Source organism: Serratia sp. PL7, assembly GCF_945957435.1.
Window position 1 is genome coordinate 12,711 of record NZ_CAMFLB010000004.1, and the last position, 14,727, is coordinate 27,437.

The 14,727-nt window shown below is 58.3% G+C and carries 13 protein-coding genes; 12 read left to right on the forward strand and 1 reads right to left on the reverse strand.

The window, feature by feature from the left end:
* Positions 1-14 precede the first annotated feature (14 nt).
* The 12 genes from rimP (at position 15) to yedF (ending at position 13,626) form a co-directional block, all read left to right on the forward strand.
* Positions 15-467, forward strand: coding sequence for a ribosome maturation factor RimP (gene rimP / locus N6G83_RS20330; protein ID WP_004933515.1), 453 nt, complete (start codon positions 15-17; stop codon positions 465-467).
* 21 nt (positions 468-488) lie between these two features.
* On the forward strand, positions 489-1,997 hold the full coding sequence (nusA, locus tag N6G83_RS20335) for a transcription termination factor NusA (protein WP_019453340.1): 1,509 nt from the start codon (positions 489-491) through the stop codon (positions 1,995-1,997).
* A gap of 23 nt (positions 1,998-2,020) precedes the next feature.
* Entirely contained in the window at positions 2,021-4,708 is a 2,688-nt protein-coding gene (infB, locus tag N6G83_RS20340) for a translation initiation factor IF-2 (RefSeq protein ID WP_004933511.1), read from the forward strand.
* A gap of 70 nt (positions 4,709-4,778) precedes the next feature.
* Positions 4,779-5,189 (forward strand): 30S ribosome-binding factor RbfA, encoded by a 411-nt coding sequence (gene rbfA, locus N6G83_RS20345; protein ID WP_004933508.1) that lies wholly within the window; start codon positions 4,779-4,781, stop codon positions 5,187-5,189.
* The gene (gene truB, locus N6G83_RS20350) at positions 5,189-6,133 is read left to right on the forward strand and encodes a tRNA pseudouridine(55) synthase TruB (RefSeq protein ID WP_025305054.1); all 945 of its coding nucleotides are present in this window, start codon (positions 5,189-5,191) and stop codon (positions 6,131-6,133) included. The genes rbfA and truB overlap by 1 nt, the downstream gene beginning before the upstream one ends.
* 124 nt (positions 6,134-6,257) lie before the next feature.
* Positions 6,258-6,527, forward strand: a complete 270-nt coding sequence (gene rpsO, locus N6G83_RS20355; RefSeq protein WP_004933502.1) for a 30S ribosomal protein S15 — start codon at positions 6,258-6,260, stop codon at positions 6,525-6,527.
* 256 nt (positions 6,528-6,783) lie between these two features.
* Complete coding sequence (pnp, locus tag N6G83_RS20360) at positions 6,784-8,901, forward strand: polyribonucleotide nucleotidyltransferase (protein ID WP_025305055.1); 2,118 nt, start codon at positions 6,784-6,786, stop codon at positions 8,899-8,901.
* 128 nt (positions 8,902-9,029) lie between these two features.
* Positions 9,030-9,914 carry a lipoprotein NlpI gene (nlpI, locus tag N6G83_RS20365; protein WP_025305056.1) on the forward strand — a complete coding sequence of 295 codons (885 nt, stop codon included), beginning with the start codon at positions 9,030-9,032 and terminating at the stop codon, positions 9,912-9,914.
* 122 nt (positions 9,915-10,036) lie between these two features.
* Positions 10,037-10,111 (forward strand): protein YrbN, encoded by a 75-nt coding sequence (gene yrbN / locus N6G83_RS54940; protein WP_223499600.1) that lies wholly within the window; start codon positions 10,037-10,039, stop codon positions 10,109-10,111.
* Complete coding sequence (locus N6G83_RS20370; RefSeq protein ID WP_049294716.1) at positions 10,101-12,029, forward strand: DEAD/DEAH family ATP-dependent RNA helicase; 1,929 nt, start codon at positions 10,101-10,103, stop codon at positions 12,027-12,029. The genes yrbN and N6G83_RS20370 overlap by 11 nt, the downstream gene beginning before the upstream one ends.
* Before the next feature lie 146 nt (positions 12,030-12,175).
* Entirely contained in the window at positions 12,176-13,390 is a 1,215-nt protein-coding gene (gene yedE / locus N6G83_RS20375) for a selenium metabolism membrane protein YedE/FdhT (protein WP_099817054.1), read from the forward strand.
* Positions 13,387-13,626 (forward strand): sulfurtransferase-like selenium metabolism protein YedF, encoded by a 240-nt coding sequence (yedF, locus tag N6G83_RS20380; RefSeq protein WP_004933486.1) that lies wholly within the window; start codon positions 13,387-13,389, stop codon positions 13,624-13,626. Before yedE ends, yedF begins: the two co-directional genes overlap by 4 nt.
* Positions 13,627-13,664: 38 nt before the next feature.
* On the opposite strand, the gene N6G83_RS20385 is transcribed toward yedF, so the two are convergent.
* On the reverse strand, positions 13,665-14,678 hold the full coding sequence (locus N6G83_RS20385) for an LLM class flavin-dependent oxidoreductase (RefSeq protein ID WP_025305059.1): 1,014 nt from the start codon (positions 14,676-14,678) through the stop codon (positions 13,665-13,667).
* Positions 14,679-14,727: the final 49 nt, after the last annotated feature.

Sequence of the window (14,727 nt, forward strand, 5' to 3'; positions counted from 1 at the left end):
TCTTGGGGGTGGGCTTGTCCACATTAGAGCAACAGTTAACAGAGATGCTTTCGGCACCCGTAGAAGCGTTGGGCTTTGAGCTTGTAGGCATCGAATTCATTCGTGCGCGCCAATCGACGCTCCGCATCTATATTGATAGTGATAACGGCATCAATGTTGATGATTGCGCTGATGTCAGCCACCAGGTCAGCGCTGTATTGGACGTCGAAGATCCAATCACGGTCGCTTACAACTTGGAAGTCTCCTCTCCTGGCCTTGATCGCCCGATGTTCACCGCAGAACACTATACGCGTTACCTCGGTGAAGAAGTCAGCCTGGTCCTGCGCATGGCGGTACAGAACCGTCGCAAGTGGCAGGGTATTATCAAGTCTGTCGAAGGCGAGATGATCACGGTTACTGTGGAAGGGAAAGATGAAGTGTTCGCGCTGAGCAACATCCAGAAAGCGAACCTGGTACCCCACTTTTAAAGTTTGGAAGAGGCAACTAGGATGAACAAAGAGATTCTGGCTGTTGTTGAAGCAGTTTCCAATGAAAAATCCCTTCCGCGCGAGAAGATTTTCGAAGCGCTGGAAACTGCATTAGCCACCGCAACCAAGAAAAAATACGAGCAGGAAATCGACGTGCGCGTCAGCATTGACCGTAGAACCGGCGATTTCGACACCTTCCGCCGTTGGGTCGCCGTAGACGAAGTGACTCAGCCGACGCGTGAAATCACGCTGGAAGCCGCTCAGTTTGAAGATCCGAGCATCGAGCTCGGCGGCTACGTCGAAGATCAGATCGAATCCGTGACCTTTGACCGTATCACCACCCAAACCGCCAAGCAGGTTATCGTGCAGAAAGTACGTGAAGCCGAGCGTGCGATGGTGGTCGACGCTTTCCGTGAACACGAAGGTGAGATCGTCACCGGCGTGGTGAAGAAAGTGAACCGTGACAGCATCGCGCTGGATCTGGGCAACAACGCCGAAGCGGTGATTGGCCGTGAAGACATGCTGCCGCGCGAAAACTTCCGTCCGGGCGATCGCATTCGCGGCGTACTGTACGCCGTGCGTCCTGAAGCTCGCGGCGCGCAGCTGTTCGTCAGCCGTTCCAGCTCGGAAATGCTGAAAGAACTGTTCCGCATCGAAGTGCCGGAAATCGGTGAAGAAGTGATCGAAATTAAAGCGGCAGCCCGCGATCCAGGCTCTCGCGCGAAAATTGCAGTGAAAACCAACGACAAGCGCATCGACCCGGTCGGCGCCTGCGTAGGTATGCGCGGTGCGCGCGTTCAGGCCGTGTCGAGCGAGCTCGGCGGCGAACGCATCGACATCATCCTGTGGGATGATAACCCCGCGCAATTCGTCATCAACGCCATGGCGCCGGCCGACGTCGCGTCGATCGTGGTAGACGAAGATAACTGCACCATGGATATCGCCGTTGAAGCCAGCAACCTGGCACAGGCGATCGGCCGTAACGGCCAAAACGTGCGTTTGGCTTCCCAGCTGCTGAAACAACACCGCGGCGACGATCGTTGGGAACTGAACGTGATGACGGCGGACGACCTGCAGGCCAAGCACCAGGCCGAGGCTCATGCCGCTATTGATACCTTCACCAAGTATCTTGATATCGACGAAGATTTCGCCACCGTACTGGTTGAAGAAGGCTTCTCCACGCTGGAAGAGCTGGCCTACGTGCCGATCAAAGAGCTGTTGGAAATCGACGGTCTGGATGAAGATACGGTTGAAGCATTGCGCGAACGCGCCAAAGCTGCATTGACCACGCTGGCCCTGGCACAAGAAGAAAGCCTGGGCGACAACAAACCGGCCGACGATTTGCTCAACCTGCCGGGTCTTGAGCGCAGCATGGCCTTTAAACTGGCCGCGCGTGGGGTTTGTACGCTGGAAGATCTTGCCGAGCAGGGTGTTGACGATCTGGCTGATATTGAAGGGCTTAGCGATGAGCAAGCCGGTGAGCTGATCATGGCTGCACGCAATATCTGTTGGTTTGGCGACAACGCGTAATAACTGTAGCAGGAAGGAACAGCATGACGACAGATGTAACCGTAAAATCGCTGGCAGCAGAGATTCAGACTCCGGTTGATCGCCTGGTACAGCAGTTTGCTGATGCAGGGATCAACAAGTCCGAGTCGGACTCTGTTACCCAGCAAGAAAAAGAAACATTGCTGGCGCACCTGAACCGTGAACACGGCAGCGCGCCAGGTAAACTCACTTTGCAGCGCAAAACGCGCAGCACCTTGAATATCCCGAGCACCGGCGGTAAAAGTAAATCGGTGCAAATTGAGGTCCGCAAGAAACGCACTTATGTAAATCGCGATACGCAGGAAGCCCAGTTGGCTGAAGCGGCAGAGCAGGCACAGCGTGAAGCGGAAGAGCAGGCACGGCGCGAAGCGGAAGAGCTCGCAAAACGCGAAGCGGAAGCGAAGCGCGCAGCCGAAGAGCAAGCCAAACGTGAGGCCGCGGAGATTGCTAAGCGTAATTCAGCGGAAAAAGAAAAAGTGACCAATCAACATACCGACGAAATGACCAAGCCAGCTCAGGCGGAAAAAGCACGCCGTGAAGCCGAAGCCGCTGAACTGAAACGTAAAGCGGAAGAGGAAGTGCGCCGCAAGGTTGAAGAGGAAGCCAAGCGCGTGGCGGAAGAAGCCCGTCGCATGGCCGAAGAGAACGGCGAGAAGTGGGCCCAGGCCGACGCGGCAAGCGCTGCGGTTGAAAGTGCCGACTATCACGTGACCACCTCTCAGCATGCGCGTGCCGCAGAAGACGAAAACGACGCCAAAGTTGAAGGCGATCGTCGTAGCCGCACCCGCGGCGGCAAAGCGACCAAGCAGAAGAAAGGCAACAAGCTGTCCGAATCCAAAGCGGATCGCGAAGAAGCGCGTGCCGTTACCCGTGGCGGTAAAGGCAAACGCAAGCCTAGCGCTCTGCAGCAGGGCTTCAACAAGCCGGCGCAGGTGGTTAACCGTGACGTGGTGATCGGTGAAACCATCACCGTGGCCGAGCTGGCCAACAAGATGGCGGTAAAAGGTTCTCAGGTCATCAAAGTGATGATGAAGCTGGGCGCGATGGCCACCATCAACCAGGTTATCGACCAGGAAACCGCACAGCTGGTTGCCGAAGAGATGGGCCACAAAGTTATTCTGCGTCGTGAAAACGAGCTGGAAGAAGCGCTGATGAGCGACCGTGATACGGGCGCTGCGGCTGAGCCGCGCGCGCCGGTCGTGACCATCATGGGCCACGTTGACCACGGTAAAACCTCTCTGCTGGACTACATCCGCTCCACCAAAGTGGCGGCGGGCGAAGCCGGCGGCATTACCCAGCACATCGGTGCCTACCACGTAGAAACCGAGAACGGCATGATCACCTTCCTGGATACCCCGGGCCACGCCGCGTTTACCTCGATGCGTGCTCGTGGTGCTCAGGCGACTGACATCGTGGTTCTGGTGGTGGCGGCCGACGACGGCGTGATGCCACAGACCATCGAAGCTATCCAGCACGCGAAAGCGGCGCAGGTGCCGTTGGTGGTTGCGGTGAACAAAATCGACAAGCCGGAAGCCGATCCGGACCGCGTTAAGCAGGAACTGTCTCAGTACGGCGTTATGCCGGAAGAGTGGGGCGGCGAAGCGCAGTTCGTTCACGTGTCCGCGAAAGCCGGTACCGGTATCGACGAGCTGCTGCAGGCTATCCTGCTGCAGGCCGAAGTTCTGGAACTGAAAGCGGTACGCAGCGGCATGGCGAGCGGCGTAGTGATCGAGTCCTTCCTGGATAAAGGTCGTGGCCCAGTGGCTACCGTACTGGTTCAGGAAGGTACGCTGAACAAGGGCGACATCGTCCTGTGCGGCTTCGAATACGGCCGTGTGCGTGCGATGCGTGACGAGCTGGGCCGTGAAGTGACCTCTGCCGGTCCGTCTATCCCTGTGGAAATCCTGGGTCTGTCCAGCGTGCCTGCAGCGGGTGACGAAGCGACCGTGGTGCGCGACGAGAAGAAAGCGCGTGAAGTGGCGCTGTATCGTCAGGGCAAGTTCCGCGAAGTCAAACTGGCGCGTCAGCAGAAGTCCAAGCTGGAAAACATGTTCGCTAACATGACCGACGGCGAAGTGTCTGAGCTGAACATCGTACTGAAGTCCGATGTGCAGGGTTCTTGCGAAGCGATCAGCGACTCGCTGCTGAAACTCTCTACCGACGAAGTGAAGGTGAAGATTGTCGGCTCCGGCGTAGGTGGGATCACCGAAACCGACGCGACGCTGGCTGCGGCTTCCAACGCCATCATCCTGGGCTTCAACGTGCGTGCCGACGCTTCTGCGCGCCGCGTGATCGAAGCGGAAAGCCTGGATCTGCGTTACTACTCCGTGATCTATAACCTGATCGACGAAGTGAAGCAGGCGATGAGCGGTATGCTGGCGCCGGAATACAAGCAGCAGATCATCGGCCTGGCCGAAGTGCGCGACGTGTTCAAATCGCCTAAGTTCGGCGCTATCGCCGGCTGTATGGTTACCGAAGGGACCATCAAGCGTCACAACCCAATCCGCGTACTGCGCGACAACGTGGTTATCTATGAAGGCGAGCTGGAATCCCTGCGCCGCTTCAAAGATGACGTTAACGAAGTCCGTAACGGCATGGAATGTGGTATCGGCGTTAAGAACTATAACGACGTGCGCGTCGGCGACATGATCGAAGTGTTCGAAATCATTGAGATCCAACGCACCATCGCTTAACGATTGCACATCTGCTTATATCTGTTTACGGGGGGCCTTTGTGCCCCCCGATTTGTCTGGAGAATCCAAAATGGCAAAAGAATTCAGCCGCGGTCAACGCGTGGCGCAAGAGATGCAGAAAGAGATTGCGATCATTCTGCAGCGTGAAGTTAAAGATCCGCGCGTCGGCATGGCGACCGTTTCCGGCGTGGAAGTGTCCCGCGACCTGGCGTATGCCAAGGTTTACGTCACCTTCCTGAACGTATTGACCGAGAACCACGATCCGGATCTGGTCACCAACGGCATCAAAGCGTTGCAGGACGCTTCCGGCTATATCCGTACCCTGCTGGGCAAAGCGATGCGCCTGCGCGTGGTGCCGGAGCTGACCTTCGCTTACGACAACTCCCTGGTGGAAGGCATGCGCATGTCCAACCTGGTGACCAACGTGGTGAAGAACGACGCCGAGCGCCGTTCCGCCTCAGGCGATGACAAGGAGGATTAATGAGTCGCCCTCGTCGCCGCGGCCGTGACATCCACGGCGTGCTGTTGCTGGACAAGCCGCAGGGGTTGTCGTCCAACGATGCGCTGCAAAAAGTAAAACGCCTGTACAACGCCAACCGAGCGGGCCATACCGGCGCGCTCGATCCGTTGGCGACCGGCATGCTGCCTATTTGCCTGGGCGAAGCGACCAAGTTTTCGCAATACCTGCTCGATTCCGACAAGCGCTATCGGGTGATCGCCAAGCTGGGGCAGCGTACCGATACCTCCGACGCCGACGGCCAGATCGTGCAGGAGCGCCCGGTGAATTTCACCCAGGCGCAGCTCGACGCGGCGCTGGACACCTTCCGCGGCGACATCCAGCAGGTGCCGTCGATGTATTCGGCGTTGAAATACCAGGGCAAGAAACTCTACGAGTATGCGCGCCAGGGGATTGAAGTGCCGCGCGAAGCGCGCAGCATCACGGTGTACGAGCTGCAGTTTATCCGCTGGGAAGGGGATGAGCTGGAGCTGGAGATCCACTGCTCGAAAGGCACCTACATCCGCACCATCACCGACGATCTCGGCGAGCTGCTGGGCTGCGGCGCGCACGTGATCTATCTGCGCCGCCTGCAGGTGGCGACTTATCCGATTGCGCGCATGGTGACGCTGGAACAGCTGAACGCTTTGCTGGCGCAGGCGCAGGAACAAGAAATCGCGCCCGGCGAGCTGCTCGATCCGCTGCTGATGCCGATGGACAGCCCGGTTGAGAACTATCCGGAAGTGAATTTGCTGCCGGTGGTTGCGGGTTACGTCAAGCAGGGGCAACCGGTGCAAGTGGCCGGCGCGCCGGCTTCCGGCCTGGTGCGTATCACCGAGGGTGAAGAGCGAAAATTCATCGGCGTTGGCGACATCGCCGAAGATGGTCGCGTGGCGCCGCGCCGCCTGGTGGTCGAGCATTTCGACTGACGGCGGGGCACTGCGTCACCTTGCGATCGCACTGCGCTAAGAGTAGAATGGCGCAGCTTATGCATTGGGTTGCTGAATTAGAGATCGGCGCCTGTTTTTATTATCTATAATCTGGAGTATTACAATGTCTCTAAGTGTTGAAGCTAAAGCTCAAATCGTAGCTGATTTCGGTCGTGGTACTAACGACAGCGGTTCTACCGAAGTTCAGGTTGCCCTGCTGACTGCGCAGATCAACCATCTGCAAGGCCACTTCTCCGAGCACAAAAAAGATCACCACAGCCGTCGTGGTCTGCTGCGTATGGTTTCTCAGCGTCGTAAGCTGCTGGACTACCTGAAGCGTAAAGATGTAGCACGTTACACCAGCCTGATCGAGCGTCTGGGTCTGCGTCGCTAATCTAGCAAGTTTCAGTGGAAAGGGGCCTATTTTGGCCCCTTTCTTCTAGGAAGCATAAGCAAATCAGGTTAATGTATTACTGATGTTTCCAAACAGGTTCTTCCGTTACAGAGGTTCGCGCGGCTAATGAGAGGCTTTATCTCCTGCCTGAGATAAGGATTGTCATTAGTCGCGAGGATGTAGTGAGAAGGCAAATCGAGTCACAGGCGTGTCGAGTCGTCAATGCGATTGCGCGCCGCTAATCAAGGATATAATTTTGCTGACACCGATCATTCGCAAATTCCAGTATGGCCAGCATACCGTCACCATCGAAACCGGTATGATGGCTCGTCAGGCCACCGCCGCCGTTATGGTGAGCATGGATGACACCGCCGTATTCGTTACCGTCGTTGGCCAGAAAAAAGCCAAGCCGGGCCAGAGCTTCTTCCCGCTGACCGTTAACTACCAAGAGCGTACTTACGCCGCCGGCCGCATCCCGGGCAGCTTCTTCCGTCGCGAAGGCCGTCCGAGCGAAGGCGAGACCCTGACTTCCCGTCTGATCGACCGTCCGATCCGTCCACTGTTCCCGGACAGCTTCCTGAACGAAGTTCAGGTGATCGCGACCGTGGTTTCCGTTAACCCGCAGGTGAACCCGGACATCGTCGCGATGATCGGCGCCTCTGCCGCCCTGAGCCTGTCCGGTATTCCGTTCAACGGCCCAATCGGCGCAGCGCGCGTAGGTTACATCAACGATCAGTATGTGCTGAACCCGACAACTGACGAGCTGAAAGAAAGCCGTCTGGATTTGGTGGTTGCCGGTACTGCAGGCGCGGTGCTGATGGTTGAATCCGAAGCGGAAGTGCTGAGCGAAGATCAGATGCTGGGCGCCGTGGTGTTCGGCCACGACCAGCAGCAAGTGGTTATCGAAAACATCAACTCCCTGGTTGCCGAAGCCGGCAAGCCGAAGTGGGATTGGCAGGCCCCTGCGGTCAACGAAGCGCTGCACGCGCGCGTGGCTGAACTGGCCGAAGCTCGCCTGGGCGACGCTTACCACATCACCGAAAAACAAGAGCGTTACGCTCAGGTTGACGCGATCAAAGACAGCGTGGTTGAAACCCTGCTGGCGCAGGACGAAACGCTGGACGCCGGCGAAATCCAGGACATCCTGGGCAACGTCGAGAAGAACGTGGTGCGTAGCCGCGTACTGCGTGGCGAGCCGCGTATCGACGGCCGTGAAAAAGACATGATCCGTGGCCTGGACGTGCGCACCGGCGTACTGCCGCGCACCCACGGTTCCGCGCTGTTCACCCGTGGCGAAACTCAGGCGCTGGTTACCGCGACCCTGGGTACCGCGCGCGACGCACAGAACCTGGACGAGCTGATGGGCGAGAAGACCGACAGCTTCCTGTTCCACTACAACTTCCCTCCGTACTCCGTAGGCGAAACCGGCATGGTCGGTTCTCCTAAGCGTCGTGAAATCGGTCACGGTCGCCTGGCGAAACGCGGCGTATTGGCTATGATGCCTAAACCGGAAGATTTCCCGTACACGGTTCGCGTCGTGTCTGAAATCACCGAATCCAACGGTTCTTCTTCCATGGCTTCCGTGTGCGGCGCATCTCTGGCGCTGATGGACGCCGGTGTGCCAATCAAGGCTGCCGTTGCGGGTATCGCGATGGGCCTGGTGAAAGAAGCCGATAACTTTGTGGTTCTGTCCGACATTCTGGGTGACGAAGATCACCTGGGCGACATGGACTTCAAAGTGGCCGGTAGCCGCGACGGTATCACCGCGCTGCAGATGGACATCAAAATCGAAGGCATCACCCGCGAGATCATGCAGGTGGCTCTGAACCAGGCCAAGGGCGCGCGTCTGCACATCCTGGGCGTGATGGAACAGGCTATCAGCTCTCCACGCGGCGATATCTCCGAATTCGCACCGCGTATTCATACTATCCGCATCAACCCGGATAAAATCAAAGACGTGATCGGTAAGGGCGGTTCCGTTATTCGCGCACTGACCGAAGAGACTGGCACTACCATCGAAATTGAAGATGATGGTACAGTTAAAATCGCTGCGACCGACGGTGAGAAGGCGAAATTCGCTATCCGTCGTATCGAAGAGATCACGGCAGAGATCGAAGTGGGCCGTATCTACCAGGGTAAAGTGACCCGTATCGTTGATTTCGGCGCATTCGTCGCTATCGGCGGTGGTAAAGAAGGTCTGGTGCACATTTCTCAGATCGCCGACAAGCGCGTTGAGAAAGTGACCGACTATCTGCAGATGGGTCAGGAAGTGCCGGTTAAGGTACTGGAAGTTGACCGTCAGGGCCGCGTGCGTCTGAGCATCAAAGAAGCGATGGCGCCGGAAGCAGGTTCACCTGCGCCTGAAGCAGAATAACTGTATAGATAGTTTTACAGCTCCCCGCCATGGGGTTGGGAGCTGTTCGTATCGCGCGGGTAGGATACCCGCGTTTTAGCAAACGGAGGACAGGACGTTCATCCAATGTTTGTCTTCGGGAGTGGGAAATGAAGCCTTTCTTGCGCTGGTGTTACGTTGCGACAGCACTCATGCTGGCAGGATGCAGCAACCATGATTGGCGTAAAGACGAAGTTTTGGCAATCCCGTTGCAGCCTACGTTGCAGCAGGAAGTGATCCTGGCGCGCATGGAACAAATTCTTGCCAGCCGGGCACTGACGGATGACGAACGCGCACAGCTTTTATATGAGCGCGGTGTGCTGTATGATAGCCTCGGGTTACGTGCATTAGCGCGCAATGATTTCTCGCAGGCGCTGGCGATACGTCCCGACATGCCGGAAGTTTTCAACTACCTGGGCATTTACTTAACGCAGGCAGGCAATTTTGATGCTGCCTATGAAGCGTTTGATTCTGTACTAGAGCTTGATCCAACTTACAATTACGCGCGTTTAAACCGGGGCATCGCACTGTATTATGGCGGCCGCTTCCCGTTGGCGCAGGATGATCTGCAGGCGTTTTATCAAGACGACCCAAACGATCCCTTCCGTTCGTTATGGCTGTATCTGGTGGAGCGAGAAATCGATCCCAAGAAGGCCGAAGTAGCGCTTCAGCAGCGCTATGACAAATCGGACAGAGGGCAATGGGGATGGAATATTGTCGAATTCTACCTGGGCAAGATCAGCGAAAAAACGCTGATGGAACGCCTCAAGGCAGATGCAACGGATAACACTTCGCTCGCTGAGCATCTCAGTGAAACTGACTTCTATTTGGGTAAACACTACCTGAGTCTGGGGGACAAGGACACCGCTTCGGCGCTGTTCAAACTGACGGTGTCTAACAACGTTCACAACTTCGTTGAGCACCGCTATGCATTGTTGGAATTGGCGCTTTTGGGCCAAGAGCAAGACGACCTATCGGAATCGGACCAGCAATAGCTGACGAACACTTATCAGCCTGATGAACATTGGTTTTTAACCAAAGTTATCGCCTTAACGGGCGAGGGCTTTTTTGTTCGTTTTATAATCTAATTTGAGCCGGTTCACACTTTTCAATGAAAATGACTGAAAATTTTCTCGACGAGTTATGTAGACTGGCTGCCATTATTAATGAGGCACGTGTACATGACTACTGAGTTTGAAACCTCTTTTGCTGATCTGGGGCTGTCTGCTCCAATCATTTCCGCCCTGAACGATCTGGGCTATGAAAAACCATCTCCGATCCAGGCTGAGTGTATTCCTCACCTGTTGAACGGCCGCGACGTGCTGGGCATGGCACAGACCGGTAGTGGTAAAACCGCAGCGTTCTCGCTGCCGCTGCTGCACAACCTGCAGGCAGACCTGAAAGCACCTCAGATCCTGGTGCTGGCACCGACCCGCGAACTGGCGGTTCAGGTTGCCGAAGCGATGACCGATTTCTCCAAACACATGAACGGCGTCAACGTGGTAGCCCTGTACGGCGGCCAGCGTTACGACGTACAGCTGCGCGCTCTGCGCCAGGGCCCGCAAATCGTTGTGGGTACCCCAGGTCGTCTACTGGACCACCTGAAGCGCGGCACCCTGAACCTCTCTAACCTGAGCGGTCTGGTGCTGGATGAAGCCGACGAAATGCTGCGCATGGGCTTTATCGAAGACGTAGAAACCATCATGGCTGAGATCCCGGCTGAACATCAGACCGCGCTGTTCTCCGCCACCATGCCGGAAGCGATCCGTCGCATTACCCGCCGCTTCATGAAAGAGCCGCAGGAAGTGCGCATTCAGTCCAGCGTGACTACCCGTCCGGATATCAGCCAGAGCTACTGGTCGGTCTACGGCATGCGTAAAAACGAAGCGCTGGTGCGTTTCCTGGAAGCCGAAGACTTTGACGCGGCGATCATCTTCGTTCGTACCAAGAACGCGACCCTGGAAGTGGCCGAAGCGCTGGAGCGCAGCGGTTACAGCAGCGCCGCGCTGAACGGCGACATGAACCAGGCGCTGCGTGAGCAGACCCTGGAGCGCCTGAAAGACGGTCGTCTGGATATCCTGATCGCCACCGACGTTGCGGCCCGTGGCCTGGACGTTGAGCGCATCAGCCTGGTTGTCAACTATGACATCCCGATGGACTCCGAGTCTTACGTTCACCGTATCGGCCGTACCGGCCGTGCGGGTCGCGCCGGCCGTGCGCTGCTGTTCGTGGAAAACCGCGAACGCCGCCTGCTGCGCAACATCGAACGCACCATGAAGCTGACCATCCCTGAAGTGGAGCTGCCAAACGCAGAACTGCTGGGCGAGCGTCGTCTGGCCAAGTTCGCCGCGAAAGTTCAGCAGCAGCTGGAAAGCAGCGATCTGGATCTGTACCGCGCACTGTTGACCAAACTGCAGCCGGAAGAAGAGCTGGATATGGAAACCCTGGCCGCAGCGCTGCTGAAAATGGCTCAGGGCGAACGTCCGCTGATCCTGCCGCCGGATCCGGTCTTCAAGCCGCGTCAGCGCCGTGAGTTCAACGACCGTGACGATCGTCGCGGTGATCGTGGCGACCGTCGCGACAGCCGCGATAGCCGTGACGGCGACCGTCCGCGTCGCGAACGTCGTGACGTTGGCGAAATGCAGCTGTACCGTATCGAAGTGGGCCGTGACGATGGCGTTGAAGTCCGTCATATCGTTGGCGCTATCGCTAACGAAGGCGACATCAGCAGCCGTTACATCGGTAACATCAAGCTGTTCGCTTCCCACTCCACCATCGAGCTGCCAAAAGGCATGCCGGGCGAGATCCTGAATCACTTCACTCGCACTCGCATCCTGAACAAGCCGATGAACATGCAGCTGTTGGGCGATGCACAGCCGTTCGAACGTCGCGAGCGTCGTGACGGTGGCGAGCGTCGTGGCAACGGTAACGGCCGTCCGTTCAACGGTGAACGTCGCGAAGGCGGCCCACGTCGTTCCTTCGGAGAACGTCGCGAAGGCGGTAACGGCGGCGAGCGTCGTGGCGGTAACTACAACCGTGACGGCAAGCCGGCGCCACGCCGTGATGACAGCGCACCGGCAGCACCACGTCGTCGTTTCGGCGACGCGTAATCGCTGATTCACCGTTCGCGGTGAAGCACTCTGAAAAACCAGCCTGCGGGCTGGTTTTTTTATGCCTGAAAATTGCCGTCAAACGCCCCCGAATGGCGTATCATTCATAAGGTTTTTTCTTACGGATGATATGCACGGGAGATGCCATGAGTTGGCAGCAGTTCAAATCTCAATACCTGGTGCGCTTTTGGGCGCCGCTGCCGGCGGTGATCGCCGCCGGGATCCTTTCTACCTACTACTTCGGCATGACCGGCACTTTCTGGGCGGTGACCGGCGAATTCACGCGCTGGGGCGGCCATGTGCTGCAGTGGTTCGGCCTGCACCCTGAGCAGTGGGGCTATTTCAAGGTTATCGGCCTGCAGGGCACGCCGCTGGAGCGCATCGACGGGCGCATGATCATCGGCATGTTCGCCGGCTGCATCGCTGCTGCGCTGTGGGCCAACAACATCAAGCTGCGCCAGCCGCAGCACCGCATTCGCATCGTGCAGGCGCTGCTGGGCGGCATCATCGCTGGTTTCGGCGCGCGCCTGGCAATGGGCTGTAACCTGGCGGCCTTCTTCACCGGTATTCCGCAGTTCTCGCTGCACGCCTGGTTCTTCGCGCTGGCGACCGCCGCCGGCTCCTACTTCGGCGCCAAATTCACGCTGCTGCCGATGTTCCGCATCCCGGTCAAATTGCAAAAGGTTAAGGCTGCCGCGCCGCTGACGCAGAAACCTGAGCAGGCGCGCCGCCGCTTCCGGCTGGGCATGGCGGTCTTCGGCCTGGCGGTGGCCTGGTCGCTGTGGACGCTGTTCGATGCGCCGAAGCTCGGCATCGCCATGCTGTTCGGTATCGGCTTCGGTCTGCTGATCGAACGCGCGCAGATCTGCTTTACCTCGGCGTTCCGCGATCTGTGGATCACCGGCCGCACCCACATGGCGAAAGCCATTATCATCGGCATGGCGGTGAGCGCCATCGGCATCTTCAGCTACGTGCAGCTTGGCGTGGCGCCGAAGATCATGTGGGCCGGCCCGAATGCGGTGCTGGGCGGCTTGCTGTTCGGCTTCGGCATCGTGCTGGCCGGCGGTTGCGAGACCGGCTGGATGTACCGCGCGGTGGAAGGGCAGGTACACTACTGGTGGGTGGGGCTGGGCAACATCATCGGCGCTACGCTGCTGGCCTATTACTGGGACGATCTGGCACCGGCGCTGGCGACCGACTACGACAAGATCAACCTGCTCGACACCTTCGGCCCGGTCGGTGGCCTGCTGGTGACCTATCTGCTGCTGGCGCTGGCCTTCGCCGCCATGCTGTGGTGGGAGAAACGCTTTTTCCGCGCCCGGCCTGAGGCGCACGTGGTGAATTTGAGGAGCATGTCATGAAAGAGACGACGATAGTGCCGGACTACCGGCTGGACATGCTGGGCGAGCCTTGCCCGTACCCGGCAGTGGCGACGCTGGAGGCGATGCCGCAGCTGAAACCGGGGGAGATCCTGGAAGTGATCAGCGATTGCCCGCAGTCGATCAACAACATCCCGCTCGATGCGCGCAACCATGGCTATAAGGTGCTGGATATCCAGCAGGACGGGCCGACCATCCGCTACCTGATCCAGCGTTAACGCCGAGGCGGTGGGGTTCCCCACCGCCTTTTCGCTTTTTATCCCTTCACGATGTCGCCCTTCACGCCGGCAACAATCTCGAACGAACGCAGCCGTGCCTGGTGATCGAAAATCTGGCCGTTGACCATGATCTCGTCGGCATCGGTTTCACGCAGCAGCGTTTGCAGCCCGTGGCGCACCGTTTTTTCATCGCCGACGATCGACATCCGCAGCGCCTGTTCGACGCCGTATTGTTCACCGGCGGTCCACAGCGCGTGGATGTTATCCACTGGCGGCGGCAGCGGACCGGGAGAACCGCGGCGCAGATTGATGAACTGCTGCTGCATCGAGCTGAACAGGAAGCGTGCATCGCTGTCGCTCTCGGCGGCGATCACGTTGACGCATACCATGGCGTGCGGCTGCGCCAGCTGTTTGGACGGTTTGAAGTTCTCGCGGTACAGCTGCAGCGCCTGGAACAGCATATCCGGGGCGAAGTGCGAGGCGAAGGCGAACGGCAGGCCGAGCTGTGCCGCCAGCTGCGCGCTGTAGAGGCTGGAACCGAGCAGCCAGAGCGGCACGTGCAGTCCCTGGCCCGGCACCGCCTGCACCGGCTGGCCGGGCTGCGCATCGCAGAAATAGTTTTGCAGTTCCTGCACGTCGCGCGGGAAGGTATCCACGTCGCCGGACAGGTGGCGGCGCAGCGCCATCATGGTGCGCTGATCGGTGCCGGGCGCTCGGCCCAACCCCAAATCGATGCGCCCTGGGTAGAGCGACTCCAGCGTGCCGAACTGCTCGGCAATCACCAGCGGCGCATGGTTCGGCAGCATCACACCGCCGGAGCCGAGGCGAATGCTTTGGGTGCCGGCGGCCAGATAGCCCAGCAGCACTGAGGTGGCGGCGCTACCGATGCCGGTCATGTTGTGGTGCTCGGCCAGCCAGTAGCGCTGGTAGCCCCAGCGTTCGGCGTGCTGCGCCAAATCCAGCGAACAGTGGAAAGCGTCGCGTGCCTTGGCCCCTTGCGGGATTGGCGATAAATCCAGTACCGACAGCGGTACCGCAGTGTGTTCAGTCATGACATCGTCCATCAGAGAGTGGATCGCTTAAAGGGCGATTGCAGGAGTC